22 protein-coding genes are annotated in these 23,317 nt (G+C 67.4%); 12 read left to right on the plus strand and 10 right to left on the minus strand.

Features of this window, described 5'->3' with window-relative positions:
* Positions 1-13 precede the first annotated feature (13 nt).
* Positions 14-2,515 (minus strand): TonB-dependent receptor, encoded by a 2,502-nt coding sequence (locus L8F96_RS09700; protein WP_334655878.1) that lies wholly within the window; start codon positions 2,513-2,515, stop codon positions 14-16.
* A 213-nt stretch (positions 2,516-2,728) separates the two neighbouring features.
* Between L8F96_RS09700 and L8F96_RS09705 the strand changes: the two genes are divergently transcribed.
* Positions 2,729-3,196: an Hsp20 family protein gene (locus L8F96_RS09705; protein ID WP_046411925.1), complete on the plus strand. Its 468-nt coding sequence runs from the start codon at positions 2,729-2,731 to the stop codon at positions 3,194-3,196.
* 106 nt (positions 3,197-3,302) lie between these two features.
* Here the strand turns inward: L8F96_RS09705 and L8F96_RS09710 are convergent, their stop codons facing one another.
* The 3 genes from L8F96_RS09710 to secG form a co-directional block, all read right to left on the minus strand.
* A complete protein-coding gene (locus tag L8F96_RS09710) occupies positions 3,303-3,881 on the minus strand; it encodes an NUDIX hydrolase (RefSeq protein WP_296218133.1) in 579 nt (192 codons plus the stop codon).
* Positions 3,874-5,508 carry a CTP synthase gene (locus tag L8F96_RS09715; protein ID WP_125944708.1) on the minus strand — a complete coding sequence of 545 codons (1,635 nt, stop codon included), beginning with the start codon at positions 5,506-5,508 and terminating at the stop codon, positions 3,874-3,876. Before L8F96_RS09715 ends, L8F96_RS09710 begins: the two co-directional genes overlap by 8 nt.
* A gap of 85 nt (positions 5,509-5,593) precedes the next feature.
* Positions 5,594-5,980: a preprotein translocase subunit SecG gene (gene secG / locus L8F96_RS09720; protein WP_046411928.1), complete on the minus strand. Its 387-nt coding sequence runs from the start codon at positions 5,978-5,980 to the stop codon at positions 5,594-5,596.
* A 209-nt stretch (positions 5,981-6,189) separates the two neighbouring features.
* Between secG and L8F96_RS09725 the strand changes: the two genes are divergently transcribed.
* The 8 genes from L8F96_RS09725 (at position 6,190) to eda (ending at position 13,639) form a co-directional block, all read left to right on the plus strand.
* Positions 6,190-6,528 carry a MarR family transcriptional regulator gene (locus tag L8F96_RS09725; protein ID WP_046411308.1) on the plus strand — a complete coding sequence of 113 codons (339 nt, stop codon included), beginning with the start codon at positions 6,190-6,192 and terminating at the stop codon, positions 6,526-6,528.
* A complete protein-coding gene (locus L8F96_RS09730) occupies positions 6,515-6,838 on the plus strand; it encodes an SH3 domain-containing protein (protein WP_231622013.1) in 324 nt (107 codons plus the stop codon). Before L8F96_RS09725 ends, L8F96_RS09730 begins: the two co-directional genes overlap by 14 nt.
* On the plus strand, positions 6,835-7,749 hold the full coding sequence (gene argC / locus L8F96_RS09735; protein WP_334655879.1) for an N-acetyl-gamma-glutamyl-phosphate reductase: 915 nt from the start codon (positions 6,835-6,837) through the stop codon (positions 7,747-7,749). The genes L8F96_RS09730 and argC overlap by 4 nt, the downstream gene beginning before the upstream one ends.
* Positions 7,750-7,818: 69 nt before the next feature.
* On the plus strand, positions 7,819-9,282 hold the full coding sequence (gene zwf, locus L8F96_RS09740) for a glucose-6-phosphate dehydrogenase (RefSeq protein WP_334655880.1): 1,464 nt from the start codon (positions 7,819-7,821) through the stop codon (positions 9,280-9,282).
* Positions 9,283-9,384: 102 nt separating this feature from the next.
* A complete protein-coding gene (gene pgl / locus L8F96_RS09745; protein WP_334655881.1) occupies positions 9,385-10,092 on the plus strand; it encodes a 6-phosphogluconolactonase in 708 nt (235 codons plus the stop codon).
* Between the two features lie 57 nt (positions 10,093-10,149).
* A complete protein-coding gene (gene edd, locus L8F96_RS09750; protein WP_334655882.1) occupies positions 10,150-11,985 on the plus strand; it encodes a phosphogluconate dehydratase in 1,836 nt (611 codons plus the stop codon).
* An 83-nt stretch (positions 11,986-12,068) separates the two neighbouring features.
* Complete coding sequence (gene glk, locus L8F96_RS09755; protein ID WP_334655918.1) at positions 12,069-13,037, plus strand: glucokinase; 969 nt, start codon at positions 12,069-12,071, stop codon at positions 13,035-13,037.
* A complete protein-coding gene (eda, locus tag L8F96_RS09760) occupies positions 13,034-13,639 on the plus strand; it encodes a bifunctional 4-hydroxy-2-oxoglutarate aldolase/2-dehydro-3-deoxy-phosphogluconate aldolase (protein WP_334655883.1) in 606 nt (201 codons plus the stop codon). Before glk ends, eda begins: the two co-directional genes overlap by 4 nt.
* 52 nt (positions 13,640-13,691) lie before the next feature.
* Here eda and L8F96_RS09765 read toward each other — a convergent pair whose 3' ends face one another.
* The 3 genes from L8F96_RS09765 to recR form a co-directional block, all read right to left on the minus strand.
* Positions 13,692-15,074: a DNA recombination protein RmuC gene (locus tag L8F96_RS09765; protein WP_334655884.1), complete on the minus strand. Its 1,383-nt coding sequence runs from the start codon at positions 15,072-15,074 to the stop codon at positions 13,692-13,694.
* 62 nt (positions 15,075-15,136) lie between these two features.
* Complete coding sequence (def, locus tag L8F96_RS09770) at positions 15,137-15,685, minus strand: peptide deformylase (protein ID WP_125944715.1); 549 nt, start codon at positions 15,683-15,685, stop codon at positions 15,137-15,139.
* Between the two features lie 60 nt (positions 15,686-15,745).
* Complete coding sequence (recR, locus tag L8F96_RS09775) at positions 15,746-16,342, minus strand: recombination mediator RecR (protein ID WP_046411322.1); 597 nt, start codon at positions 16,340-16,342, stop codon at positions 15,746-15,748.
* A gap of 56 nt (positions 16,343-16,398) precedes the next feature.
* Here recR and fmt point away from each other — a divergent pair, with 56 nt between their 5' ends.
* Together fmt and truA are read left to right on the plus strand one after the other, a co-directional pair.
* Complete coding sequence (gene fmt / locus L8F96_RS09780; protein WP_334655885.1) at positions 16,399-17,310, plus strand: methionyl-tRNA formyltransferase; 912 nt, start codon at positions 16,399-16,401, stop codon at positions 17,308-17,310.
* A complete protein-coding gene (truA, locus tag L8F96_RS09785; RefSeq protein ID WP_046411326.1) occupies positions 17,307-18,068 on the plus strand; it encodes a tRNA pseudouridine(38-40) synthase TruA in 762 nt (253 codons plus the stop codon). The genes fmt and truA overlap by 4 nt, the downstream gene beginning before the upstream one ends.
* Here truA and L8F96_RS09790 read toward each other — a convergent pair.
* Complete coding sequence (locus tag L8F96_RS09790; protein ID WP_334655886.1) at positions 18,065-19,951, minus strand: gamma-glutamyltransferase family protein; 1,887 nt, start codon at positions 19,949-19,951, stop codon at positions 18,065-18,067. The genes truA and L8F96_RS09790 overlap by 4 nt on opposite strands.
* Before the next feature lie 106 nt (positions 19,952-20,057).
* On the opposite strand from L8F96_RS09790, the gene pncB reads away from it, so the two are divergent.
* A complete protein-coding gene (gene pncB, locus L8F96_RS09795) occupies positions 20,058-21,362 on the plus strand; it encodes a nicotinate phosphoribosyltransferase (protein WP_334655887.1) in 1,305 nt (434 codons plus the stop codon).
* A 23-nt stretch (positions 21,363-21,385) separates the two neighbouring features.
* Here pncB and L8F96_RS09800 read toward each other — a convergent pair whose 3' ends face one another.
* Positions 21,386-22,549 carry an acyl-CoA dehydrogenase family protein gene (locus L8F96_RS09800; RefSeq protein WP_334655888.1) on the minus strand — a complete coding sequence of 388 codons (1,164 nt, stop codon included), beginning with the start codon at positions 22,547-22,549 and terminating at the stop codon, positions 21,386-21,388.
* The gene (locus L8F96_RS09805; RefSeq protein WP_197075583.1) at positions 22,546-23,316 is read right to left on the minus strand and encodes an IclR family transcriptional regulator domain-containing protein; all 771 of its coding nucleotides are present in this window, start codon (positions 23,314-23,316) and stop codon (positions 22,546-22,548) included. The genes L8F96_RS09800 and L8F96_RS09805 overlap by 4 nt, the downstream gene beginning before the upstream one ends.
* Position 23,317 lies beyond the last annotated feature (1 nt).

Genomic DNA, 23,317 nt, shown 5'->3' on the forward strand with positions numbered 1-23,317 from the left:
CCCGGCGCACCGGTCAGAAGCGCGCCATCAGTGTGACGCCATAGGTGCGCGGGTCACCCGGCTGCCCGACGATCAGCCCGGTCGAACCGGACTGAGTGGCGAGCAGCTCGAAATATTTCTCGTCAAAGGCGTTCCGCAGCCAGGCGAACAGGTTCAGCCCATCGTCGGTCTTGAAGCCGAGGCGGAAGTTGGACAGCGAATAGCCGTCGACCCAGGTATAGGCCGAGGGCGAGGGATTGGACGAGAAGCGCGACCGGTAGCTGCCGTCATAGCCGATATAGACCTGCCCATCCCCCCCGGCGATTGCGGTGGGGAATCCGTATTCTGCGCCATAGCTGAACGCCCATTTGGAGACGCCCGGCAGCACCTGCCCCGAAATGTCGCACGACGGCGGGCTGAGCGCGCCCGGGACGCCCGCCGGCCCGGGGCGCTGGCTGCCCGTCGCGGTCGTTCCGCCGGCCAGTTCGGGCGGGCATGGCGCATCGACGAAACGGACATATTTGGCGTCGGTATAGGCGCCGTTGACGTAGAGGTTCAGGCCGTTGAGCGGGCGGAAGGCGCTGTCCACCTCGATCCCGCGCGTGCGCACCTTGCCCGCATTGGCGAGATAGCCGCGCAGCACGCCGACCTGCTGGTTGTTCACCGTCGCCTGATAATCATCGATCTCGGTCCAGAAGGCGGCGACATTGACGGTGGCGCGGCGATCCCAGAACTGGGTCTTCAGCCCCAGCTCGAAATGATTGACCGTTTCCGGATCGATCGTCTGAACCGCCAGGATCGGATTGTTGGCCGCGTCGAGCGGCAGGCCCGACAGGTTGATCCCGCCCGACTTATAGCTGTGCGCATAGGTCGCATAATAATGAATGTCGGGAGTGAAATCGTACGACACGGTGATGTCGCCCGAGATGTTCCAATTGTCGAATTCGGGCTGATAGCTCTGCGGCGCCAACACGCCGCGCTGGTCGTTGGTCAGTACCGGGCTGCCGCTGCCATTGGTGACGGTGGCGACATAATCGCCCTCCTTCTTGTCGTAATTGACGCGCAGGCCCGGCGCGATCTCCAGCCGGTCGGCGGCCTGCCACGTCAGCTTGCCGAACAGCGCGGCCGAGGTGTTCTTGAAGCCGATCGTGTTGCGCGAGGTCAGCCCGTTCAGCACCGCCGGATTGCACGCGGCGGTCGTCGGCGTGGCGCAGCCATTGCGGCCGAAGGGCGGATTGCCGGGATTGAGCAGGAAGCGGCTGGCCGCCGACCCTTGTGACTGAAGCCCCTGCGTGTCGATCGTCTGGTAGAAGTAAAATGCGCCCACCGTATAATCGACCGGCCCCTTCGTATCCGAGGCGTAGCGGATCTCCTGCGTGAACTGGCTCTGCTGCGACGGGTTGGCCGAAACAGGGGTGATCGGCAGCCCGATGAAGTCGCGGTCGTTGGATGGGTTCCAGTGCCAGAAGCGCCACGCGGTGACCGAGGTCAGCGTGCCCGAGCCGAGCGCCCAATTGGCCAGCGCCGATGCGCCGCCAAGCTCCTGCTCGGCGCGCAGATCGGTATCGACGTCGGTCAATCGGTCAAAGGCGTTGGTCGACGGCGGCGCATAGCCGAAGGCGGCGGAGAGGGCGGCGAACTGCCGGCTGACCGGGCGCTGCGTCGTCCCTACCCGCGCATAATATTGCACGCAGCAATTGGGGTTCTGGCGGTTGTAGTCGGCGAACAAGGTGACATCGAGGTCAGGGCTGGCGCGAAACAGCATCTGGCCGCGCAGCCCGACATTGTCCTGGCTGTTCTGCCATTCGCGCTGGAGCGTGTTGTACACCGTGCCGCGCCGCGTGGTGATCGAGCCGGAGATGCGGGCGGCGACCACATCGGCGACGATCGGCCCGGACACCGAGAACTTGCCCTGGAAGAATTCGTAATTGCCGCCGCTCACCTCGACCCGGGCCTCGGGATCGAAGCTGGGCCGGCGGGTGGTGATGTTGATCGCGCCGGCGGTCGTGTTCTTGCCGTACAGCGTCCCCTGCGGGCCGCGCAGGATCTCGATCCGTTCGGTGTCGGTGAAGTCGAACGTCGCAGACGCTATGCGACTGTAATAGACCTGGTCGACATAGATGCCGACGCCCTGCTCGATCCCGTCGTTGGTCAGGCCGAACGGCGCGCCGAGCCCGCGGATGTTGGCCGCCGAGTTGCGCGGATTGGTCGAATAGAATTGCAGCGTGGGCTGAAGCTGGGTCAGGCGATTGACGTTATAGGCGCCCGTTTCCGCCAACGCCTCACCCCCGATCACCGACATGGCGATTGGCACGCTTTGCACCGTTTCGGCGCGGCGCCGCGCGGTGACCACGATGTCGCCGCCGCCCTGCTGCGCGGGGCCGAGCCGCCCAGCCGCCCCCGTCTCCGTCTCCGGCACTGATGCAGGGTCCTGATCCGCGGCCGGCGCCGGTGACTGTCCCTGTGCCGTTTGCGTCACGCTTTCGGATGGAGAAGCGGCCGGAGCGGCCAACAGGATGGCAAGCGTAATCGACATCGACATCGTCCCCTGAACTGTTGATGCAACGTCCATCAACAAAGTGGGGATTGCAATACCCGATCAACTTAGAGGGATTTTGAGAGGCCTCTTGAAATATGTCTTGACCTTACCAGATTTCCTCCGTGCGGCGCCGATGCCGGGCCGTACAGACGGTGGCGCGACGCTGGTCGTGCGCCTCCGCTTTCAACTCGCTCATTGGAGGAATTGAAGATGCGTCTTGACCTTACCCCCTACCGCCGTTCGACCATCGGCTTCGACCGGCTGTTTGACTTGATCGAAACCAACGCCCGCAATGCGAGCGACAATTATCCCCCCTTCAACCTCGAGCGCGTCGCTGATGATCGCTACCGGATCACGCTTGCCGTGGCCGGCTTCTCTCGCGACGAGATCGAGATCACGGCACAGCAGAACCTGCTGCTGGTGTCCGGCAAGAAGGACGACAAGGCCACTGGCCCGAACTTCCTCCATGTCGGCATTGCCACCCGCAGCTTCGAACGCCGGTTCGAACTGGCGGACTTCGTCTTTGTCGAGGACGCTCGGCTGAACGACGGTCTGCTGGTGATCGACCTGGTGCGCGAAGTGCCTGAGGCGATGAAGCCCAAGAGCATCGCCATCAAGACCGGCCAGAAGCCGACGGTCGTCGAGGACAAGTCCGGCGAGACCGCGCAGGCCGCGTAACTGTTCGGCGCCTCTTTGCTCCCTTTCGAGGCGTCGTGGGGCGTCCGGGCCAATCGGCTCGGGCGCCTTCGCTTTGTCGGGATCACGTGGCGCGCGTCGCTTGCGCTCAATCCAGCGGCGCGGCCCAGTGTTGCGGCAGCGCCATGGCGAGCGCGGCAACGTGCATTGCGTGTACGATCGCGCCGCTGCGCGCCTGCGCGATTACCTCCGCCACCGGCCTGATCGACAGGCGTAGCCGCTCGGTCGGCTCGTCCACCGGTTCGGCCAGCCGGCGAACGCCCGTGGCGAGAACGGTGTGGCAGCGGTTCGTCTGAGTCGCGGGATTGGGCGCGAGCGTCGCGGCCAGCCGCCACGCGCCGCCGCCAAAGCCGGTTTCCTCCAGCAATTCGCGCTGGCCAGCGGCGATCGGGTCCGCGTCCTCGGGATCGATCGCGCCGGTCGGCAGCTCGCGCGAGGTGACGCCCCAGCCGTGGCGATATTGATCGACCAGCAGCAGGTCGCCCGCCTCGTCCAGCGCGACCACGATCACCCAATCGGGATATTCGGTGACGAAGAAGGGCGCGATCCGCACCCCCTCCGCCGTCACGCAATCATCGGCGCGCACCCGCAGCCAGCGGTCATCGACCACCAGCCGCGATGCCTCGACCCGCCATGCCGGCAGGTCGCCCTCGCGCGTGTCAGACAAGCCGGCTCTGCTTGACCGCCGCGGCGATGAAGCTGGCGAACAGCGGATGCGGATCGAACGGCTTGGACTTCAGCTCCGGGTGGAACTGGACGCCGACGAACCAGGGGTGGTCGGGCCGCTCGACGATCTCGGGCAAGGTGCCGTCGGGCGACATGCCGGAGAACACCAGGCCGCCCTTTTCCAGCGGTTCCTTATACGCCGTGTTCACTTCGTAACGGTGGCGGTGACGCTCGTAGATCGTCGTGTCGCCATAGATGGAGGCGACGACGCTGTTGCCGGCGAGCTTCGCCTCATAGGCGCCAAGCCGCATCGTGCCGCCCAGATCGCCCTCGGCCTCGCGCTTCTCCAGCCCGTCGCGGCCCATCCATTCGGTGATCAGGCCAACCACCGGCTCGGTCGTGGGGCCGAATTCGGTCGAGGATGCTTCCTTGATCCCGGCCAGATCGCGCGCGCCCTCGACGCACGCCATCTGCATGCCGAAGCAGATGCCGAAATAGGGAATCTCGCGCTCGCGAGCGAAGCGCACGCTGGCGATCTTGCCTTCCGCGCCGCGCTCACCGAAGGCGCCGGGCACCAGGATCGCGTCGCACGGCTCGAGCTGCGCGGCGATTTCCGCGTCGTCATTCTCGAACAGCTCGGCGTCGATCCAGTTGATGTTGACCTTCACCCGGTTGGCGATGCCGCCATGGACCAGCGCCTCGTTAAGCGACTTGTACGCATCCTGCAGGCCGACATATTTGCCGACCACGCCGATCGTGACCTCGCCTTCCGGATTGGTCAGGCGATCGACAATCTCGGTCCAGCGCGACAGGTCCGGCGCGGAGGACGGGGTGATGCCGAAGGCGCGGAGCACCTCGGTATCCAGCCCCTCGCCATGATATTGCAGCGGCACGGCATAGATGCTCTTCGCATCGAGCGCCGGGATGACCGCGGTTTCGGGCACGTTGCAGAACAGCGCGATCTTGGCGCGATCCGACGGCGGCAGCGGCTTTTCACAGCGGCAGACCAGAACGTCGGGCTGCACGCCCAGCGCCGCGAGCTCGCGCACCGAATGCTGCGTCGGCTTCGTCTTCAGCTCTCCGGCGGCGGCGATGTATGGCACCAGCGTGACATGGACGCTGATCGCATTGCCGCGGCCAACCTCGTTCTTCAGCTGGCGAATCGCTTCGATGAACGGCAGCGACTCGATGTCGCCGACCGTCCCGCCGATTTCGCACAGCACGAAATCGAGGTCGTCGGTCTGGTCCTTGGCGAATGCCTTGATCGCATCGGTGACGTGCGGGATCACCTGCACCGTTGCACCCAGATAATCGCCGCGCCGCTCGCGGGCGATGATCTGCTGATAGATGCGGCCGGACGTAACGTTGTCGCTCTGCCGCGCCGCGACGCCGGTAAAGCGTTCATAATGGCCAAGATCGAGGTCGGTCTCCGCCCCGTCGTCGGTGACGTACACCTCGCCATGCTGGTACGGGCTCATCGTGCCCGGATCGACGTTCAGATAGGGATCGAACTTGCGGATCCGCACGCGATAGCCGCGCGCCTGAAGCAATGCGGCGAGGCTCGCCGCCATGAGACCCTTGCCGAGCGAGGAGACCACGCCGCCGGTGATGAAAATAAACCGCGCCATGGGGATATCGACTTAGCCTCGAACAAACATGGGGGACAAGCGCCCGCTTTCACGGACGCGATAAAATTCCGGCGAACCGGGGGGATCAGCGGGCGAGCGGAACGCCGTTGTCGGCCGGGGCCGTCTGGTTCGCCGCCGCTGCCGCCGCCGCGGCTTCTGCCGCCGACAGGCCGGCATCACCCTCGGGCTGCGGCGCCGTCTGGCTGACCGGGGCACGCCGCTCGAGCGAGGTGTCGACGCTGGTGCCGCCACGCGTTGCCGCCAGCACCGCCAGCGCGATCGACATCAGCACGAACAGCGCCGCGAGCACCGAAGTCGCCCGCGTCAGGAAGTCCGCCGCGCCGCGGGCCGACATCAGGCCCGACGGGCTGCCGCCCGTGGTCAGGCCGCCACCTTCCGACCGCTGCATCAGAATCACCGTCACGAGGGCGGCGGCAATGATCGCCTGAACGACGAGAAGGAAGGTGAACATGTCGAATCCGATGTTTGTGCCGGCGCTGGCTGGCCGATGCGCGCACATAGGCGCGGCGCGCCGCGTGATCAACCATTGGTCGATTTCGTGACAGTACTGAAACCAGCCGCGCAGGCAGACGTTATCTGTCGCGAACGGCGCGCATAAGCCGCCTGGTATCCGGATGACGCATGGTGGCAGTTCTCGCGAATTCCGAATTGAGCTCTTGGATGAACACCCTGGTGGACTATGTCCGCTCGGGCGAGCCGGACCTGACGAACCGCCAGATGGCGCTTCTGCTGGTCGTTTATCTGAAACCGGGCCCGCATACCGTGCGCGGCCTGGCGCGGATCCTGAACGTGTCGAAGCCGGTCGTCACTCGCGCCTTGAACAGACTTGGCGCGCTCGGCTATCTGCGCCGCCAACGCGACGACAGCGACAAGCGCAACATCTTTGTCGCACGCACATCCGAAGGGGCAAATTTTCTTGAGGAGTTCGGCCAGTTTCTCGGCGACGGCGATGAGCCAGTCCCCAGCCGCGCCAGCGCAACCGCAGGTGCCAGCGCGTAGATCGTTCGCGCTGGTCGGCCGTTCGCGCACGCTTGATCCGACTCGTTTTGCCGTGCGCAGCGACCTTGCCGACGTGCGGCTCGCCGATCAGGTATTCGCCCCGCATTATGCCGCGCACCAGCCGCGCCGTGCCGCCGTTGCCGCCGATCTGCGCACTGCGCGCGCGGCCGATTCGGGTGTGCTCGCGACCCTCGCGCCAGGCGATGCGTTTGAACTGCTCGACGTCACCGGCGACACGGCATGGGGCATTGCCCCCGCGTCCGGCTTTGTCGGCTATGTTCCGGCCGCGGCGCTCGAGGAGCAGCCATGACTGCAACCGTTTACATCGATGGCGCGGTCGGCACGACGGGGCTTGAGATCCGGGAGCGGCTGGAAGGTCGCAGCGACATCAGGCTGGTCACGCTGGGCGAGGATCAGCGCAAGGACGTCGCCGCGCGGCGCGAAGCGATCAACGACGCCGATGCCGTGATCCTGTGCCTGCCCGATGAGGCGGCGAAGGAAGCGGTTACCTTGGTGGAGAACCCGCGCGTTCGCGTGATCGATGCGTCCAGCGCGCACCGCGTCGCCGACGGCTGGACCTATGGCTTCCCAGAGCTTGGCTTCGACGTTGCCGGCGCGCAGCGCGTGTCAAACCCGGGCTGCTACCCCACCGGCTTCCTCGCGCTTGTCACCCCGCTGGTGCGCGCCGGGCTGATCAAGCCGGACGCTGGCCTCGTCGTGCACGGCACGTCGGGCTATTCGGGCGGCGGCAAGGCGATGATCGCGGAGTTCGAGGCGGGCAATGGCTCGGCCCACCGCGCCTATGCGCTGCACCTCGGGCACAAGCATGTGCCGGAAATGACGCGCCACGCCGCGCTTGCCTGTGCGCCGATCTTCCTGCCGTCGGTCGCGAACATCCACCGCGGCATGGTGATCGAGGTGCCGCTTCACGCGGCGCAGCTCGCCCCCGGCACCACGGTCGCGGCGATCCGCGACGCGCTGGCCGCCACCTTCGACGATACGCCGCTGGTGCGCGTGTCGACCGACGACGTGACGCTGATCCGGATCGAGGATGACGCGGGCACCGACCGCATGACGCTGCACGTGTTCGGCAGCCCCGCGGGGGATCAGTTCCGGCTCGTCGCGACGCTCGACAATCTCGGCAAGGGAGCGTCGGGTGCTGCGGTCCAGAACCTGAACCTGATGATCGGGGCCGACCCGCTGACCGGGCTGGTCTATTAAGCCGCGACCGGCATAAGTCGTCGCGCGTTCCCCGAGGGCGAACGCCGACAGCCAACAGGAGAAGCAAACATGCAGCGCAACCCGGTCGGGAAGCTATTGTTGTTTGGCGCGACGGGCGACCTGGCGCAGCGCATGCTGCTGCCCTCGCTCTACGGCCTCCACGCAGACAAGCTGCTGCCCGATGGGTTGACGATCACCGGCACCGCGCGGTCGGAGCATGACGACGACAGCTTCCGCGAGTTCGCGCGCAAGGCGCTGGACGAATTCGTGCCCAAGGATCGCTGCGATGCGGACACGATCGATACCTTTGTCGCGCGGCTGCAATACCAGCCGCTCGATGCCACCGACACCGACCATTACGGCGCGCTGGCCAAGAAGGTCAGCGACGTGTCGGGCGGGCTCGCCATTTTCCTGTCGACCGCCCCGTCGTTGTTCGAACAGGTGATCCGCGGGCTCGAAGGCGCGGGCCTTGCCGGCGAGACGGTGCGCATCGGGCTGGAAAAGCCGCTGGGCTATGACCTCGCCTCCAGCCGCGAGATCAACGACACCGTCGCCACCGCCTTCCCCGAGGAGCGGATTTTCCGCATCGACCATTATCTGGGCAAGGAAACCGTCCAGAACATCATGGCGCTGCGCTTCGGCAATTCCTTCTTCGAACCGGTGTGGAATGCACGCGGGATCGACAACGTCCAGATCACCGTCAGCGAGACGGTCGGGCTGGAGGATCGCGCCAGCTATTACGATGGCGCCGGCGCGCTGCGCGACATGGTGGCGAACCATATCCTGCAGCTCGTCGCGCTGATCGCGATGGAGCCGCCGGCGCGATATGACGTGGCCGAGATCCGCGACGAAAAGGCCAAGGTGTTCCGATCGCTTCGCCAGCTGAAGCCGGAGGAGGTCCCGCAGAACAGCGTGATCGGCCAGTATCTGGGCGGTGCGATCAACGGCGAGATCGTCAAGGGATATGACGAGGAGCTGGGCAAGGATTCCAACACCGAGACGTTCGTCGCGCTGAAGGCGCATGTCGACAATTGGCGCTGGCAGGGTGTCCCCTTCTACCTGCGCACCGGCAAGCGGATGCCGACCCGGCGCAGCGAGATCGCGATCCAGTTCAAGCCGGTGCCGCATTCGATGTTCGCCGGCCGGGGTGGCCTGCTTCAGCCCAACATGCTGATCATCCGCCTGCAGCCGGAGGAATATATACAGCTGCTGGTGATGGCGAAGGAGCCGGGGCTGGACCGCGAGGGCATCCGCCTGCGCGAAGTGCCGCTGAACCTCAGCCTCGACGCCGAATTCGCCGGCAAGCGCCGCCGCATCGCCTATGAACGCCTGCTGCTGGACCTGATCGAGGGCGACCAGACGCTGTTCGTGCGCCGCGACGAGGTGGAGGCGCAATGGACCTGGATCGACGCCATCCGCGAAGGGTGGAAGGCGAACGACATGAAGCCCAAACATTACGCTGCCGGCACCTGGGGGCCCGCCGCCTCGATCGCGCTGACCGAGCGTGACGGCGTGAGTTGGCAGGACGATTAACAAGCGGGGACCTTGCATGGTCCCTCGGCCGTTCGTCCCCCATCATCGGGGGCACGGTTCCAGAACAGGGTCCGCCCCGTGCGGAACAACGAAAGTGACATCATGAGCGACGAAATCGAATGGTGGGAATATGAGGACGCACAGGAGATGGCGGAGGCGGTAGCCGGCGACATCCAGTTCATCATCGAAAGCGCGATTGACGCACGCGGCGCGGCCGTCGTCGCGCTGTCGGGCGGCAAGACCCCCATCCCGATCTACAAGAAGCTGGCCGAGGCGAAGCTCGACTGGAAGCGCGTGACGATCGTGCCGACCGACGAGCGCATCGTGCCGCTCGGCGATCCGCTCAGCAACGTGACGATGATCGGCAAGACCTTCATCCCCAAGGGCGCGCGCGTGATTCCGATCGTGCCGGGCGCGACGGACGACTACAAGGCCGCCGGCCGCTCGGCGGATGCGCTGATGCAGGACCTGCACTGGCCGCTCGACCTGTGCCTGCTGGGCGTGGGCGGTGACGGGCACACCGCGTCGATCTTCCCCGGCCCCGACTATGACGAGGCACTGAACGGCCCGCGCGAACGCCGCGCGCTAGGCGTCATGCCCGATCCGCTGCCGCCGGAGGCGCCGGTCGCCCGCGTCACGCTGTCGCGCGCGGGAATCATCTCGGCCAAGGCGCTGATGATCGCGGTCACCGGCGCCAGCAAGCGCAAGGTGTTGGAAGACGCAATCGCTCAGGGCGCCGGCTCGGCCTATCCGATCGGCCGCGTGCTGGCCGACGCGGAACTGCCGGTCGACATCCACTGGGCCGAATAGCGCCTGGCGGGCGCTGGCGCGTCATCAGGCTCGTGTGAACGGAAGTAGAGTGCAACAATGCCCCAGCTGAACGCCATCGTATCCGCCGTCACCGATCGCGTGATCGCGCGATCGCGTGACAGCCGCGCGCGCTATCTCGACCTTCTGCTGCGCGAGCGCGACCAGTGGATCGGCCGCCCGGCGCTTGGCTGCGCCAACCTTGCCCATGCCTATGCCGGGACGGAGGAGGACCGCCCCGCCATGCGCACGGGCGAGGGCATGAACATCGGCATCGTCACCGCCTATAACGACATGCTCTCGGCGCACGCGGTCTATTACCGTTATCCCGAGCAGATGAAGGTGTGGGCGCGCGAGGTCGGTGCCACGGCGCAGGTTGCGGGCGGCGTGCCGGCGATGTGCGATGGCGTGACCCAGGGCTATGCCGGCATGGAGTTGTCGCTCTTCAGCCGCGACACGATCGCGCTGTCCACAGCGATCGCGCTCAGCCATGGCACATTCGAGGGCGCGCTGCTGCTCGGCATCTGTGACAAGATCGTGCCCGGCCTGCTGATGGGTGCGCTTCGCTTTGGTCACCTCCCGATGCTGATGGTGCCGGGCGGCCCGATGCCGAGCGGCATTTCCAACAAGAGCAAGGCCGAGGTGCGCGAGCGGTTCGCCGTCGGCGAGGCGGATCGCGAGGAGCTGCTCGACAGCGAGATCGCCGCCTATCACACGCGCGGCACCTGCACCTTCTTCGGCACCGCCAATACCAACCAGATGATGATGGAGGTGATGGGCCTCCACATTCCCAACGCCGCCTTCGTCAATCCGGGCACCAAGCTGCGTCAGGAGCTGACCCGCGCCGCCGTGCATCGCGTGGCCGGGCTTGGCTGGCGCGGCGAGGATTACCGCCCGATCGGCCATTGCGTCGACGAACGCGCGATTGTGAACGCCGCCGTGGGCCTGCTCGCCACCGGCGGTTCGACCAACCACCTGCTCCACCTGCCCGCCATCGCGCGCGCGGCCGGCATCGTCATCGACTGGGAGGACATGGACCGGCTGTCGAGCGAGGTGCCGCTGATCGCGCGCGTCTATCCCAATGGCGCCGCCGACGTGAACGGCTTCGAGGCGGCGGGCGGCATGGCGTTCGTGATCCGGGAGCTGCTCGCCAGCGGCCATCTGCATGGCGACATCCTGACCGCGGGCGGCACGTCGCTGGCCGATTATGCCGCCAAGCCCGTGCTGGAGGATGACCGGCTCGCCTGGCGCGATCCGGGGCCGAGCGGCGACGACACGATCCTGCGCACGCCGGACAAGCCCTTCTCCGCCGACGGCGGCATGCGCATCCTGGCGGGCAACATCGGCCGCGCCTGCATCAAGGTGTCGGCGGTCGACCCTGACCGCTTGATCGTCGAAGCGCCAGCCGCCGTCTTCTGCGACCAGGCAGCGGTGCTCGCCGCCTTCCAGCGTGGCGAACTGGACCGTGACGTGGTGGTGGTCGTCCGCTTCCAGGGGCCGCGCGCCAATGGCATGCCCGAATTGCACAAGCTGACCCCGCCGCTCGGCGTGCTGCAGAACAGGGGCTATCGCGTGGCGCTCGTCACTGACGGGCGCATGTCGGGCGCGTCGGGCAAGGTGCCCGCGGCGATCCATGTGTCGCCGGAGGCGCTGCCGGGGCTGAATGGTGTCAGCGGGCCGATCGCGCTGATCCGCGACGGCGACATCATCCGGGTCGACGCCGTGGCGGGAACGCTGGAGGCGCTGGTCGACCCCGCGGAGTGGACCGCGCGCACCCCGGCCGAGGCGCCGCCCGCGGCCGACGGGTTCGGGCGCGAGCTGTTCGGCATGTTCCGCGGGCTGGCGGACGAAGCGGAAAAGGGCGCGTCCGCCGTGCTGGCAGGTGCCGGGCTGTAAGCCGAAGCCGCGCGCGATGACCGCCGCGCGTCGATGACAGTGTTTTGCGTACGGCGGTGCCGCGCGGCTTGGGAGTTTGAATGATGGACATCGTTTCGGTCGATATCGGCGGCACGCATTCCCGCTTCGCCATCGCGGAAGTGGAAAACGGCCGCGTCGTGTCGCTGGGCGAGCCGATCACGCTGAAGACCGCCGAATATGCCAGCCTTCAGACCGCGTGGCAGATGTTCGAGAAGAAGCTGGACCGTCCGGTGCCGCGCGCGGCGGCGATCGCGGTGGCATCGCCCGTCACCGGCGACATCATCCGGCTGACCAACAACCCCTGGGTGATCCGCCCCTCGCTGATCCCCGAGCGGCTGAACGTCGACAGCTATACGATCATCAACGATTTCGGCGCGATCGGCCATGCGGTGGCGCAGCTTCCGGACGAGAATTTCGATCATCTGTGCGGCCCCGAAATCCCCCTCCCCTCCAGCGGCGTGACCACCGTCTGCGGCCCGGGCACCGGGCTGGGCGTGGCGCAGGTATTCAAGACCGGCGGCAGCTATCACGTGCTGCCGACGGAAGGGGGGCACATCGATTACGCCCCGCTGGACGATATCGAGGACGCGCTGCTCAAGCGGCTGCGGCGCAGCTACACGCGCGTGTCGGCAGAGCGGATCTGCGCGGGCCCGGCGATCGTCGCCATCTATGAGATGCTGGCCGAGATGGAGGGCCGCCCCGTCCGCACGCGCGACGACAAGGCGATCTGGACCGAAGCGCTGGAGGGCACGGACCCGATCGCGCTCGCCGCGCTCGACCGCTTCTGCCTCGCACTCGGCGCGACGGCGGGGGACCTCGCGCTCGCGCATGGCGCTAACGGCGTGGTGATCGGCGGCGGTCTTGGCCTCAGGATCAAGGATCGGCTGCTGCGTTCCGGCTTCGCCCACCGCTTCGTCGCCAAGGGGCGTTTCCAATCGATGATGAGCGGCATTCCGGTGAAGCTCGTCACTCATCCGCAGCCGGGCCTGTTCGGTGCCGCCGCTGCCTTTGCACAGGAACATACGGCATGAGCGAGATCGGCACCATCATGCGGACGAGCGCGGTGATCCCGGTGCTCGTCATCGACGACGCCGCCGCCGCACGGCCGATGGCCGAAGCACTGGTCGCCGGCGGGCTGAAGGTGCTGGAGGTGACGATGCGCACCCCCGCCGCGCTCGATGCTATCCGCGAGATGAAGCAGGTGCCCGGCGCGATCGTCGGCGCCGGCACGGTGGTGACGAACGAACAGTTCGTTCAGGTGATGGATGCCGGCGCCGAATTCATCGTATCGCCCGGCCTGACCGAGCGGCTGGCCGATCCGATCATCGCCAGCGGCGTGCCGTTCCTGCCCGGCATCGCCACCGCGGGCGACATCATGCGCGGGCTCGACCTCGGCCTGACTCACTTCAAGTTCTTCCCGGCCGAGACATCGGGCGGGCTGAAGGCGCTGAAGGCGCTCGCCGCGCCTTTCTACCAATGCCATTTCTGCCCGACCGGCGGGATTACCGAGGAAAGCGCCCCGACCTGGCTCGGGTTCGATCGCGTGCTGTGCGTCGGCGGCAGCTGGGTCGCCAGCGGCACTCCGGCCGAGATCGAGGCAAAGGCCCGCGCCGCCGCCGCGCTGCGCGGCTGACGCCTCTCCCCTCCGCGGGCCGCGCCATTGCGGTGCGCGGCCGGGGCGGCATTCAGTCGGCGGCGTCTGCCTCCGCGATCAGCTTGGTCAGCGGGCGCGCCGCCTGTTCCACCACCGGCGGCGCCTCGATCACCTTACCCGCGGTGTCGATCTTCAACGCCTCGAACCGGCGCGCCTGCGTCAGCACCTGCGATTCCAGGCTGCCGACGAACTGATTGTACGCCGTCATCGCGGTGTCGAGGTTCTTGCCCAGCTTCGCGACATGGCCGCCCATCACCGACAGCCGGGCGTAGAGATTCTTCCCAAGCTGCGCGATCTCACGCGCTTCCTTCGCCAGCATCTCCTGTCGCCACACCGCCGCGACGGTGCGCGAGATGGCGATGAGGTTGGTCGGGGTGGCGAGCAGCACCTTGCGATCGAAAGCATAGTCCCACAGCGACGGATCATGCTCCAGCGCGGCGGACAGGAAATGTTCGCCCGGCACGAACATCACCACATAGTCGGGCGCATCCTCGAACTGGTTCCAATAGGCCTTGGCGCCCAGCCCGTTGACGTGCGCGCGCATCGCGGCGGCATGGGCGGTGAGACCGGCGGTCCGTTCCGCCTCATCCACCGCACCGAACGCATCCTGATAGGCGTTGAGCGACACCTTGGCGTCGATCACCAGCGACTTGCCGCCGGGGATGCGCACGATCACATCGGGGCGGAAGCGCGCCCCTTCGGCGTCGGTTACCGACACTTCGGTCTGGAAATCGGCATGTTCGGACAGGCCACAGCTTTCCAGCACGTTGCGTAGCTGCTGCTCGCCCCAGCGCCCGCGCGCCTTGGGGGCGTTGCGCAAGGCGTTGACCAGCCGCGCCGCCTCGCTGCGCACCGATTCCTGCCCGATGCGCATTTGTTCGATCTGACCGCGAAGCTCGCCAAAGGCGTCGCGGCGCTCGGCCTCGACCTTCGCCACGCCTTCCTCATAGCGTTGCAGCCGGTCGCTCACCGGTTGCAGCATCGCCTTCAGATTCTGCCCGGCGGTTTCCTCTGACTCGCGGAAGCGTTCGTTGGCGCGCTGAAGGAAGCGGTCCTGCGCCTCGGCGAGCAGCTTCTGCCCCACCTGTCCGAATTGCGCGGCGAGTGCGTCCTTTGCCTCGCGAAGCTCGCTCAGCCGCGCGTCGAAACCGCGCGCCTCCGCCTCCAGCCGGGCGATGTCGGCGCGTGCCGCATCGCGATCGTCGCGGATCGCGGCGAGTTCCTGGCGCAGCGCGTCAGCGGCCCGGGCGCGCTCCTCCGCGCTGGCCAGATCGACGATCGCCTTCTTGAATTCCGTGGCGCGGGCATCGCGCTCGGCCCGGAGCGTGGCAGCGGTGCGGCTGGCAAACCACCAGCCCGCGGCCAGCCCAAGCACCAGCGCCACGAAGATGAACAGGACGGCGACAGGCTCCACGCTTCCTCCAATCTGGAACGAAGCGCGAACCTATCCGGCACATCCTGCTGTGGCAAGCCGCCTCAGGCGGCGTTCTTGCGTGCCTTCGCCAGCTTCTTCAGCAGCATGTCGCGCTTCAGGCGCGTGATGTGATCGATGAACAGCACGCCGTTCAGATGATCGATCTCATGCTGCATGCAGGTGGCGAGCAGCCCGTCCATTTCCTCTTCATGGCGGTTGCCATCGACGTCGAGCCACGCGACGCGGCAGCGCGCGGGGCGCTCCACCTCGGCATATTGCTCGGGGATCGACAGGCAGCCTTCCTGATAGCGCGACAGCTCGTCCGACACCCACAGGATCTCGGGATTGATGTATGCCTTGGGATCGCGGACGGTGGCTGGCGCCTCGCCCTCCTCCACCGGCTCGTCGCTCTGCCGGTCCTGCAGGTCGATGACGACCACGCGGCGCAGCACGCCGACCTGGATCGCGGCAAGGCCGATCCCGTGCGCGTCATACATCGTGTCGGTCATGTCGGAGACGAGCTGACGCACCTCGTCATCGATCGTGGCAATGGGTTCGCACATCTGGCGGAGGCGGGGATCGGGAATCTCTACGATAGGAAGAACGGCCATGGCGGGCAGATATTGGCAGCAGTCCGCCGAATCAAGCGAAGGGGGTGCGCCGCGCCGCGATCACGCCACCGGACGGCGCGCGCGCAGCGCCTGCGCCAGCGTTCCTTCGTCGAGATAATCGAGCTCGCCGCCGACCGGAAGGCCGTGCGCCAGCTGAGTCAGCCGGACCGGATAGCGTTCCAGCCGCTCGGCAATGTAATGCGCCGTGGTCTGCCCCTCCAGCGTGGCGTTCATCGCCAGCACCACTTCGTCGATCCCGCCCGCCTCGATCCGGCGGACGAGCTGATCGATCGTCAGATCCTCCGGGCGGACACCCTCCAGCGCGGACAATCGCCCGCCCAGCACGTGGAAGCGCCCCGGAAACAAGCGCGATCGATCGAGCGCCCAGAGGTCCGCCACCTCCTCCACCACGCACAAGGAGCGCGCGTCACGGCGGGGATCGGCGCAGATCGCGCAGGGATCGACGGTATCGACATTGCCGCAGATCGAGCAGGTCGCCAGCCGTTCCTCCACCGCCTGAAGCGCCGACAGCAACGGGATCAGCGCGCCCTCGCGCTTCTTGACGAGGTGAAGCACCGCCCGCCGTGCCGATCGCGGCCCCAGCCCGGGCAGCCGCGCCAACGCGCCCGTTAGCGCCTCGATCTCCTGTGATGCCATCGCGTGAACAGATAGGGGGTTGCGTCCGCGTCCGCCAGCGCGTTGAAGCGCGCCCCATGCGGATCATCTTCATGGGCACGCCCGCGTTCGCCGTGCCGGCGCTGGAAGCGCTGGTTGCCGCCGGTCATCAGGTCGTCGCGGCCTATAGCCAGCCGCCACGGCCCGGCGGGCGGCGCGGGCGCGCCCTGGTCCCCTCCCCCGTTCACGCGGCGGCCGAGGCGCGCGGCATCCCGGTGCATACGCCCGTGTCCCTGCGCAATGCGGAGGAGCAGGCGGCGTTCGCCGCGCTGGAGGCGGACGTGGCCGTGGTCGCGGCCTATGGCCTGATCCTGCCGCAGGCGATCCTCGATGCCCCGCGCTTCGGCTGCCTCAACATCCACGGATCGCTGCTGCCACGCTGGCGCGGCGCGGCGCCGATCCAGCGCGCGATCCTCGCGGGTGACGCAGAGACCGGCGTCGGCATCATGCAGATGGAGGCCGGGCTCGATACCGGCCCGGTCAGGCTGGAAGGTCGTACGCCGATCGCCGGCAAGACCGCGGGAGAGCTGACCGACGAACTGGCGCAGATGGGCGCGCGGCTGATGGTGGAGGTGCTGGCCGATCTCGATGCGCACCCGGCGGTCGCGCAGCCGGCGGACGGCGTCACCTATGCGGCCAAGATCGCCAAGGAGGAGATGCGGCTCGATTTCACGCCCGGTGCCGAGGTGGTCGAACGGCAGGTCCGCGCCTTCAACCCGCCCGGCGCGTGGTTCGAGGTGAATGGCGAGCGGGTTCGGCTGCTGGCGGCCGATGTGATCGCGGATGCCGGCGCCCCGGCGGCGCCCGGCGAGGTAGTCGACGATCGGCTGACGATCGCCTGCGGCAGCGGCGCGCTGCGCCCGACCCGCGTCCAGCGCGCCGGGCGCGGCGTGATGAGCGTCGACGAATTGCTCCGCGGCTTTGCGATCCCCGCCGGCACGCGCCTGTGACCCGCTTCGCGCTGACCGTCGAGTTCGACGGCCGCCCCTTCATGGGTTGGCAACGGCAGGATCACGGCCCCAGCGTGCAGCAGGCGATCGAGGACGCGGCCTTTGCCGTCACCGGCGAGCGCACCACGGTCCATGCCGCCGGGCGCACCGATGCCGGCGTCCACGCCACCGCGATGCGCGCGCATGTCGACATCGCAAAGCCGATCACCGCCTTCCGGCTGGGCGAGGCATTGAACGCCCGGCTTCGCCCCAACCCGGTCGCGATCCTCGCCTGCGAGATCGTGCCCGACGGTTGGCACGCGCGCTTCTCCTGCCTTGGCCGCGCCTATGAATATCGCATCGTCAACCGCCGCGCGCCGCTGACATGGGAAAAGGGGCTGGCGTGGCAGGTCGCCCAGCCGCTCAATGCCGCGGCGATGCACGATGCCGCGCAATTGCTGGTCGGGCGGCACGATTTCACCACCTTCCGCTCGGCGCATTGCCAGTCGGCCAGCCCGGTGAAGTCGATCGACCGGCTCGCCGTCCGGCGGGAGGGCGACCGCATCATGGTGGAGGCGGCGGCGCGATCTTTCCTCCACCATCAGGTGCGCTCGATGGTCGGCTGCCTCGCGCTTGTCGGCCTGGGCCGCTGGTCCGCCGCTGACCTGCGCGACGCGCTGGAGGCGGCGGATCGTGCCCGGCTCGGCCTCAACGCCCCGCCCGACGGGCTGTTCTTCATGGGCGCGCGCTATCCCGCGCGCCCCGAAGCGGCGGCCTAATAGGCGAGCGCGCAGCCGTCGGCGCGCATTTCGCTCGCCGCGCCATAGACCCGCGTCGCACCGTCCATGCGATGCTCGACGCATTGATAGCGGCCGAAGCTGCCGTCGGGATCGCCGATCGACCAGCCCATCTCGGCGAGCTTCTGCCGCGTCGCCAGCGGCACGCCGCTTTCCAGCCGCAACCGCCCCTTGGGCCCGAGCCCCGGATCATCCTCGCCCATCGACTGCGACGATCCTTCATGGTGCCAGCGCGGCGCATCGCCGGCGGATTGCGCCTCCAGGCCGTAATCGACGCGATTGACGATGATCTGCGTCTGCCCCTGCGGCTGCATGTCGCCGCCCATCACGCCGAAGCTCATCCACGGGTCCGCGCCGCGCGTCGCAAAGCCGGGGATGATCGTCTGGAACGGCCGCTTGCCCGGCGCATAGATATTGGGGTGGCCGTCCTTCAGGCTGAACAATTGCCCGCGATCCTGGAACATGAAGCCGAGGCCATCCGCGACCAGCCCCGATCCCATGCCGCGGAAATTGGACTGGATCATCGACACCATCATGCCGTCCGCGTCGGCGCAGGAGAAATAGGTGGTGTCGCCGCGGCTGGGCGCCTGCCCCGGATAGACCGGCGTCAGGATTCGGTCGGGGCGGATCAGCTTGGCGCGCTGCGCGGCATATTCCTTCGACACCAGCCAATCGACCGGCACGTCGGCGAATTTGGGATCGGCATAGAAGCGCGCACGATCCTCATAGGCCAGCCGCTTCGCCTCCGCCTGCAGGTGGATCGACAAGGGCGACTGGAAGCCCGCATCCTTCAGGTCGAAATGCTCGAGGATGTTGAGCATCTGAAGCGTTGCGATGCCTTGGGTATTGGCCCCCAGTGCATGGACCGTCGTGCCGCGATAATCGGTGTGACTGGGCTCGATCCATTCGGAGCGGTGCGCCGCCAGATCCTCATAGCGCAGCCAGCCGCCGATCCGCTTGAAATAGCGGTCCATCGTGCGCGCCAGATCGCCGGCGTAGAAGGCATCGCGCCCGCCGGCAGCGATCGCGCGATAGGTGCGCGCCAGGTCGGGATTGCGGAACACCTGCCCCGCCGCCGGCCCCTTGCCGTCCGCCATGCCCCATGTCTTGAGCGCATTGGCAGTCTCCTCCACCCCGTTCCCAGGGCGGGCGAAGTTCGCCATGCTGCGGCGGATATAATAAGCGATGATGTCGGGCACCGGAGTCCCCGCCTCCGCCATCGCGATCGCCGGTTCGAACAGAACCTTCCACGGCAGCTTGCCGTAGCGTTGGTGCATCGTCCACCAGCCGTCGACCGTTCCCGGCACCGAAACGGTGATCGCGCCCAGCGGCGGCAGCGCGCCGTTCTTCGCACGCCCGCGCACCGTTTCCAGCGACAGGCCGCGCGGGCTGGCGCCCGATCCGGCGAGGCCGACCACCTTCTTCTGCCGGGGATCCCAGATCATCGCATAGACGTCGCCGCCGATCCCGCTGGCGGTCGGCTCGAGCAGGCCGAGGCAGGCGTTCATCGCGATCGCCGCGTCGACCGCCGATCCGCCGCGCTTCAGCATGTCGATGCCGGCTTGCGTGGCGAGCGGATGCGCCGTGCCGGCCGCGCCGTTCAGGCCATAGACGGCGGTACGCGAGGCGAAGCTGGCGCCGACCGGCCGGTCGCCGGCATGGACATCGGGGCGGATGAAGCGATCCTCGCCCGGCTTCCAATATTTCGGCTGATCGCCCGCCTTCGCGGTGGCGGGCTGCGACGCGCCGCCCTGCCCCGGCCCCTCGGTCCCCTGCGACTGACTGGGCGTCCCCTGCTGCGCCCGCGCGAGCGATGGAGCAAGGGCAAGCGCCGGCAGCGTGGCAACAAAGGTTCTACGTCGCATGGAAGGCTCCCCGTTTTCAGCACCTTGTCGCGACAAACGCCGGGCGCCGCAAGCAGCGGCCCCGCCATCAGGGAACGAAAGGGGCCGCTCGGGCACTCCATCGGCGATGACCGTCACCGATCTGGCCACGCGCACCTATAATCACAGCTTCCGGCTGGATCCGATCGTCCGCAGCCTGCTCGACACCGATTTCTACAAGCTTCTGATGCTTCAGCTGATCTGGTCGCGGCACGCGAACACGAACGTCACCTTTTCGCTGATCAACCGCACCCGCACCGTCCGGCTGGCGGAGGTGATCGACGAGGCGGAGCTTCGCGAACAGCTCGATCATGCGCGAACGCTCCGCTTCACCAAGAAGGAGCTGATCTGGCTCGCCGGCAACACCTTCTACGGCGTCGAACGCATGTTCCGGCCCGATTTCATTGCCTGGCTCGCGCGCTATCGCCTCCCCGATTATGAGCTTCGCCGCGTCGACGGCCAGTTCGAGCTGAGCTTCACCGGCCCGTGGATGGACGTGACGCTGTGGGAGATCCCGGCGCTGGCGATCGTCAACGAGCTGCGATCGCGCGCCGCGCTTCGCCATCGCGGCCGCTTCGCGCTCGACGTGCTGTACGCGCGCGCCAAGGCGCGGCTGTGGAGCAAGGTGGAGCGGCTGCGTGACCTTCCCGAGCTTGCGCTGTCCGATTTCGGCACCCGCCGCCGCCATGGCTTCCTGTGGCAGCGCTGGTGCGTCGAGGCGTTGAAGGAGGGGCTTGGCGAAAGGTTGATCGGAACCTCCAACGTGCTCCTTGCGATAGACGCCGACCTGGAGGCGATCGGCACCAATGCGCATGAACTGCCGATGGTCGCCGCAGCCGAGGCGGCGGACGATGCCGCGCTCGCCCACGCCCCCTACCGCGTGCTGGAGGAATGGCAGCGGGATTATGCCGGCAACCTGCTGATCGTCCTCCCCGACACTTATGGCACTGCGGCGTTCCTGCGCGACGCGCCCGACTGGGTTGCCGACTGGACCGGCTTTCGCCCCGACAGCCTGCCACCGATCGAGGCGGGAGAGCAGATCATCCGCTGGTGGCAGGACAAGGGCCGCGACCCGCGCGGCAAGCTGCTGATCTTCTCCGACGGGATGGATGTCGACAGTATCGCGGCGACCTATCGGCATTTCGACGGCCGGGTGCGGATGAGCTTCGGCTGGGGCACCAACCTGACCAATGATTTTCGCGGCTGCGATCCGGAGGGCGACGCGCCGCTTGCCCCGCTCTCGCTCGTCTGCAAGGTGACGCGCGTCAACGGCCGCTCGGCGGTCAAGCTGTCCGACAATCCGGCCAAGGCGACCGGTGATCCGGACGAAATCGCCCGCTACCTGCGCGTATTCGGCGAAGCAGGGCGGGTCGACCAAGCCGTGCGCGTCTGACGCCGGCCGCCAGCGCCCGTGCCTCAGAAGCTGCGCGGCATCCCCAGCACATGTTCGCCGACGAAGCTCAGGATGAGGTTCGAGCTGATCGGGGCGACCTGATACAATCGTGTCTCGCGGAACTTGCGCTCGACATCATAATCCGCCGCAAAGCCGAAGCCGCCATGCGTCTGGAGGCAGGCATTGGCCGCCTTCCACGATGATTCCGCCGCCAGATGCTTGGCCATGTTCGCCTCCGCGCCGCACGGCTGATGCGCGTCGAACAACCGGCACGCCTCGTAGCGCATCAGGTCCGCCGCGCGCACCTCCATATAGGCCTGCGCGATCGGGAACTGAACGCCCTGGTTCTTGGCGATCGGCCGGTCGAACACGATCCGCTCCGACCCGTACTGCACCGCGCGCTCGACGAACCAATAGCCATCGCCGATACATTCCGCCGCGATCAGCGCGCGCTCCGCGTTGAGGCCGTCGAGGATGTAGCGGAACCCCTTGCCCTCCTCGCCGATCAAACTGTCGGCGGGCAGCTCCAGATCGTCGAAGAACACCTCATTGGTCTCGTGGTTGACCATGTTGCGGATCGGCCGGATCTCCATGCCGTTGCCGATCGCCGCCTGCAGATCGACAAGGAAGATCGACAGGCCGTCGGCCTTCTTCTTCACCTCGTCGAGCGGGGTGGTGCGCGCGAGCAGGATCATCAGGTCGGAATGCTGGATCCGGCTGATCCACACCTTCTGCCCGTTGACGACGTACTTGTCGCCGCGGCGCTCGGCGCGGGTCTTCAGCTCGGTGGTGTTGGTGCCGGTGGTCGGTTCGGTCACCGCCATGGATTGCAGGCGAAGCGCGCCGCTCGCGATCTCGGGCAGGAAGCGTTGCTTCTGCGCCTCCGATCCGTGCCGCAGCAGCGTGTTCATATTGTACATCTGGCCGTGGCAGGCGCCCGAATTGCCGCCGGCGCGGTTGATCTCCTCCATGATGATCGATGCTTCGGTCAGGCCAAGCCCAGCCCCGCCATAGCTTTCGGGGATCAGCGCCGCCATCCAGCCCGCCTTGGTCAGCGCGTCGACGAACGCCTCGGGATAGGCGCGCTGGTCATCCACCTCGCGGAAATAGCTGTCGCCGAACTCGCGGACGAGCGCGCGCACGGCGTCGCGGATTTCGGGGAAATCGTTGCGGGCGGCGGGGATCATGCACGGGCCTTTCTGGACGGCGGTGACGGTTTGTGGTCGAGCGCCGCGATCTCGGCGGCAAGCGCGACCAGTGCGGCGGCAAGGTCGGCGAACTCCGCCTCGCTGCGTGATCCGGCAAAGACGGACGCGGAGACGCACAGCGACTGCGCCTCATCCGGCAGGCACACCGCGATCGACGATATGCCGGCATAGCTCAGCCCGTCGTCGACGCCGTAGCCCTGCGATACCGCCGCCGCGACCTGGGCAGCATAATCCTCAAAGGCCACCGCTCGCTGCCAGCGCACCGCCGCGAAACGCCGGGCCAGTTCCTCGCGGCCGACGCGCTGCGCGGCGGCAAGCGCACGGCCTACCGCACCGCTGCCGATCGGCTGGCGCTGTCCCTCTTCCATATGGATCCGTGTCGCTGCGACGCTCTGCCCCAGCGCGACCAGTTGCAGCCGATCCCGCCCGGTGACGCGCCACAAGCCGATCGGCGCGTGCCAGCTACGCGCCGCCCGCTCCAGCAACGGCCGCGCCCGCGCCACCAGCCGCGTCGACCGATCGAGGTCGCTCGCCGCGATCTCCGACCAGGGCGGCGATAGCGCGTACCGCTTGCCCTCGCCCAGCGACAGCACGCCCTCCCCCACCAGCGTGCGCAGCAGGCCAAGGCAGCTCGACGGGCTGATCCCGCAGCTTTGCGCCACTTCGGACAGCGTCAGCGCCCGGCCGTCCGCCAGCGCGCGCATGATGGCAAAGGCCTGAACGACCGAGGGGACTGGCGAACTCATC

Source organism: Sphingomonas panaciterrae (genome assembly GCF_036890205.1).
Classification (GTDB): domain Bacteria; phylum Pseudomonadota; class Alphaproteobacteria; order Sphingomonadales; family Sphingomonadaceae; genus Sphingomonas; species Sphingomonas panaciterrae.

What these genes read in the sequence shown, in the direction of transcription:
- L8F96_RS09725 (WP_046411308.1), top strand. Translation starts at nt 6,190, where the DNA reads ATGAACACCCTGGTGGACTATGTCCGCTCGGGCGAGCCGGACCTGACG.
- zwf (WP_334655880.1), top strand. Translation starts at nt 7,819, where the DNA reads ATGCAGCGCAACCCGGTCGGGAAGCTATTGTTGTTTGGCGCGACGGGC.
- L8F96_RS09800 (WP_334655888.1), bottom strand. Translation starts at nt 22,549, where the DNA reads ATGATCCCCGCCGCCCGCAACGATTTCCCCGAAATCCGCGACGCCGTG.
- edd (WP_334655882.1), top strand. Translation starts at nt 10,150, where the DNA reads ATGCCCCAGCTGAACGCCATCGTATCCGCCGTCACCGATCGCGTGATC.
- glk (WP_334655918.1), top strand. Translation starts at nt 12,069, where the DNA reads ATGGACATCGTTTCGGTCGATATCGGCGGCACGCATTCCCGCTTCGCC.
- fmt (WP_334655885.1), top strand. Translation starts at nt 16,399, where the DNA reads ATGCGGATCATCTTCATGGGCACGCCCGCGTTCGCCGTGCCGGCGCTG.
- def (WP_125944715.1), bottom strand. Translation starts at nt 15,685, where the DNA reads ATGGCCGTTCTTCCTATCGTAGAGATTCCCGATCCCCGCCTCCGCCAG.
- pncB (WP_334655887.1), top strand. Translation starts at nt 20,058, where the DNA reads ATGACCGTCACCGATCTGGCCACGCGCACCTATAATCACAGCTTCCGG.
- L8F96_RS09790 (WP_334655886.1), bottom strand. Translation starts at nt 19,951, where the DNA reads ATGCGACGTAGAACCTTTGTTGCCACGCTGCCGGCGCTTGCCCTTGCT.
- L8F96_RS09805 (WP_197075583.1), bottom strand. Translation starts at nt 23,316, where the DNA reads ATGAGTTCGCCAGTCCCCTCGGTCGTTCAGGCCTTTGCCATCATGCGC.
- recR (WP_046411322.1), bottom strand. Translation starts at nt 16,342, where the DNA reads ATGGCATCACAGGAGATCGAGGCGCTAACGGGCGCGTTGGCGCGGCTG.
- L8F96_RS09715 (WP_125944708.1), bottom strand. Translation starts at nt 5,508, where the DNA reads ATGGCGCGGTTTATTTTCATCACCGGCGGCGTGGTCTCCTCGCTCGGC.
- pgl (WP_334655881.1), top strand. Translation starts at nt 9,385, where the DNA reads ATGAGCGACGAAATCGAATGGTGGGAATATGAGGACGCACAGGAGATG.
- secG (WP_046411928.1), bottom strand. Translation starts at nt 5,980, where the DNA reads ATGTTCACCTTCCTTCTCGTCGTTCAGGCGATCATTGCCGCCGCCCTC.
- L8F96_RS09705 (WP_046411925.1), top strand. Translation starts at nt 2,729, where the DNA reads ATGCGTCTTGACCTTACCCCCTACCGCCGTTCGACCATCGGCTTCGAC.
- L8F96_RS09700 (WP_334655878.1), bottom strand. Translation starts at nt 2,515, where the DNA reads ATGTCGATTACGCTTGCCATCCTGTTGGCCGCTCCGGCCGCTTCTCCA.
- eda (WP_334655883.1), top strand. Translation starts at nt 13,034, where the DNA reads ATGAGCGAGATCGGCACCATCATGCGGACGAGCGCGGTGATCCCGGTG.
- argC (WP_334655879.1), top strand. Translation starts at nt 6,835, where the DNA reads ATGACTGCAACCGTTTACATCGATGGCGCGGTCGGCACGACGGGGCTT.